Origin of the sequence: Rudaea sp. (genome assembly GCF_036383415.1) — a bacterium.
In the GTDB taxonomy this organism is placed as follows: domain Bacteria; phylum Pseudomonadota; class Gammaproteobacteria; order Xanthomonadales; family Rhodanobacteraceae; genus Rudaea.
The window spans coordinates 1-3615 of sequence record NZ_DASVOK010000332.1; the positions used below are offsets into that span (position 1 = coordinate 1).

Genomic DNA, 3615 nt, shown 5'->3' on the forward strand with positions numbered 1-3615 from the left:
CAGCGCCACCACCGATCCGACGCGCATCGCGATATGCACGGGATGGCTCGGCTCCTCGAGCCGCACCACGGTCGCGCCGTGGGTGCCCCACACCGACAGCGACACCGCATGATTGATGCTGTCGGCGAGCGCGGCGATCCGTGGCGTTGCGATCCGCACCGCGGACTGCCGGCGCAGGCTGATCAGGCCGAGTTCGAGCGCCAGCGCGCCGATCTCGTAACGGCCGGTGGTCTCGTCCTGCTCGATCAAGCCGATGCGCGAAAAACTGACGAGATAGGGATGCGCCTTGGCCGGCGGCATGCCGGCCTCGCGGGCGAGATCGCGCAGCATCATCGGTTCGCCGCTGCGGGCGAGCGCGCGGAGCAATTCTCCGCCGACCTCGATCGATTGGATGCCGCGGCTTTCTCTCGTCATGTCGCCCCGTCGGTTCTTCGACAATTTGCTTATACGGCGAGAAACCCTCCGTCGACCGGCAGGGTCACGCCGTTCACATAGGATGCCAGCTCGGACGCGAGGAATACCACCGGATCGACCAACTCCTCCGGCTGTCCGACGCGGCCGAGCGGCGTGCGGCCCAGAAAACCGGCGAGCCGGACAAGGTCGTTGCGGGTCGCTTCGGTCATCGCGGTCTGGATCACGCCGGGTGCGATCGCATTGACGCGGATGCCGTCGGCGGCAAGCTCGCGGGCAAGCGCCTGGGTGAGGAGCTTCACGCCGCCCTTGGATGGCGCGTAGCCCAGCGTATCGGCGACGCCGAGGAAGGAAGCGATCGAGCCGAGATTGATGATCGCGCCGCGCGTCTCGCGCAGCGCAGGCAGGAACGCATGGGTGACGTTAAACGTGCCGGTCAGGTTGACGTCGAGCACCCGCCGCCAATTCTCCTGCGCGCGCGGCGAACAGATGCCCTCACGGATGATGATGCCGGCATTGTTGACCAGGATCGCGATCGGCCCGACTTCGCGCGCTACGTTCTGCGCGAGAGTGTGACAGGCCTCGGCATCGGTCACGTCGAGCTCGAACGGCCACGCCGCGCTGCCGCGCTGGCGAATGTCGGCCGCGGTCTGCTCGGCGCCGGCGCGATCGATGTCGGCGACCACGATTTCGGCGCCATGCGCTGCGAGGCCGAGCGCGATGGCGCGTCCGTTGCCGTGCGCGGCGCCGGTGACCAATGCGCGCTTGCCCGCAAGCAGGGTCGCCATCGTGCTCATGCCGCGCTGCTTTCTGCCGCCGCGCCGGCGATGTGCTTGCCCGCGATGTAGCCGAAGGTGAGAGCAGGGCCGAGCGTGATGCCGGCGCCGGGATAGTTGCCGCCCATGATGCTTGCCATGTCGTTGCCGGCGGCATAGAGGCCGGCAATCGGCTGGCCGTCGGCGTCGAGCGCGCGGGCATTGGCGTCGGTGCGGATGCCGGCATAGGTGCCGAGATCGCCGACCACCATCTTGATGGCGTAGAACGGGCCGTGCTGGATCGGCGCGATGCACGGATTGGGGCCGTGCAGCGCGTCGCCCTGGTAGCGGTTATAGGCGCGCGAGCCCTTGCCGAAGGCGGGATCGCGGCCCTCTGCCGCGGTTGTGTTGAACGTCGCAACCGTCGCCTCGAGCGCTTTCGCATCGATGCCGGTCTGCGCGGCAAGCTCGGACAGCGTCGCGCCGCGCTTGAGATAGCCGGTCTTGAGATGGTGGCCGAGCGGCATTGGGCGCGGCGGCACGCAGCCGAGGCCGTCTTTGCGCAGCGTCTCGTGATCGCAGACGAGGTACGCCGCGATCTCCTCGCCGGGCTTCGCCGCCTTGATCATCTCCTGCACGAAGTCGTGGTAGGAATTGCCTTCATTGGCAAAGCGCGTGCCGTCGCGCATCACCGCGATCACGCCGGGTTTGGCGCGGTCGATGAAATGCGGCATCACGCCCTTCGAGCCGTCCTTGCGGGTGGTGACCGAGACCGGCACCCAGGCCGCGGCATTGGGCAGCGAGTCCTCGACACGGCCGCCGGCGGATTCCGCGAGGCGCAGGCCGTCGCCGGTGTTGCCGACAGGACCCGGAGAGTAATGTTCCTTGCCGGTCGGCGCATGCGGAAACATCTTCTGCCGCCGCGCGACGTCATGCGGAAAGCCGCCGCAGGCGAGCACGACGCCACGCGTCGCGTTGACGCGGATGGTGCGGCCTTCGCGCGCGATCACCGCGCCGCGCACCACGCCGTTCTCGACGATCAATTCGCGTACCGGCGAATTGAGCCAGAGCGGGATCTTGAGGTCGAAGGCGGATTTCGCCAGCCGGCCGGCCAGCGCATTGCCGTTGGTCAGCGTCATGCCGCGGCCGTTGCGCATCACGTCGATCGCGTGCTTCGACAGCCGCTTGGCGACATAGGCCGCCGAGGTCAGCGACCGCGTCGCGCGCATGAAGTGGACGATCTCCTTGCCGGAGCCGAGCATCATGCCGAACACGGTGAGCTCGGGCAGGGGGCTGCCGAGATCCTTGATGGCATCGCCCAATTCGTGGCCGTCGAACGGCCGCGTCACCATCGAGCGGCCGCCCTGCGCGCCGCCGGGCGCTTCCGCGTGATAGTCCGGGAAGGTCAGCGGCATGTCGAAGCGCACCGCGGTCTTCGTCGTGAAGAAGTCGACCGCCTTCGGCCCTTCGGTCAGAAACGCATCGACGCGCGCGGCGTCAAAGCTGTTGCCGGCCTCATGGCGCAGATAGGTTTTGGCCTGATCGGGGCTTTCCGCGATGCCCCAGGCCTTCGCCAGCGAGGTGCCGGGAATCCACAACCAGCCGCCGGAGCGGGCGGTGGTGCCGCCGAAGCGCGGCTCCTTCTCGACCACCAGGACCTTGAGGCCGTGATGGCCGGCGGTGACCGCTGCCGACAGCCCGGCGCAGCCGGAGCCGACGACGAGCGCGTCGCACTCATAAGTTTCTTCGTTGGCCACGCGATCGATCCTATTTCTTGAGCAGCGGGCATTTGGACTCGGACACCGGACGGAAGGCGTCCTCGCCCTTCACCGTCTTGATGATGTCGAGATAGTCCCACGGCTCCTTGGATTCCGAGGGCTTCTTCACCTTCGCCAGATACATGTCGCGGATGACGCGGCCGTCGTCGCGCAGCCTGCCGCCATGCACGAAAGTGTCCTCGATCGGCAACTCGCGCATCTTGCCCATCACCTTTTGCGGATCGTCGGTGCCGGCAGCCTGGATCGCCTTGAGATAGTGCAGCACCGAGCCGTAGACGCCGGTCTGGATCATGGTCGGCATCACATTGGTGCGGGCGTAGAACTTCTTCGACCAGGCGCGGGTCTTCTCGTCCATGTTCCAGTACGACGCCGTCGTCATGTAGGTGCCTTGCGCGGCGTTGAGCCCGATTGCGTGTACGTCGGTGTCGAACATCAAAAGGCCGACCAGCTTCTGCCCGCCCTGCACGAGGCCGAACTCGCCGGACTGCTTGATCGAATTGTCGGTGTCCTGGCCGGCATTGGCGAACGCCACCACGTCCGCCTTCGAGCTCTGCGCCTGCAGCGCGAACGAGGAGAAGTCGGCGGTGTTGGTCGGATGCTTGACGCCGCCGAGCACCTTGCCGCCCATCTCATTGATGAAGCGAGTGGCGTCCTTCTCGAGCTGCTGGCCG

General features: G+C 67.0%; 4 protein-coding genes. All 4 read right to left on the reverse strand.

From position 1 onward, the window contains the following. The coding region (locus VF497_RS12470; RefSeq protein WP_330889169.1) for an IclR family transcriptional regulator at positions 1-414 on the reverse strand (414 nt) is incomplete at its 3' end. A 29-nt stretch (positions 415-443) separates the two neighbouring features. Further along, entirely contained in the window at positions 444-1208 is a 765-nt protein-coding gene (locus tag VF497_RS12475) for a glucose 1-dehydrogenase (protein ID WP_330889171.1), read from the reverse strand. After that, complete coding sequence (locus VF497_RS12480; RefSeq protein ID WP_330889173.1) at positions 1205-2923, reverse strand: FAD-dependent oxidoreductase; 1719 nt, start codon at positions 2921-2923, stop codon at positions 1205-1207. The genes VF497_RS12475 and VF497_RS12480 overlap by 4 nt, the downstream gene beginning before the upstream one ends. A gap of 10 nt (positions 2924-2933) precedes the next feature. Further along, positions 2934-3615, reverse strand: a 682-nt coding sequence (locus VF497_RS12485) for an ABC transporter substrate-binding protein (RefSeq protein ID WP_330889175.1), incomplete at its 5' end; no start/stop codon positions are given.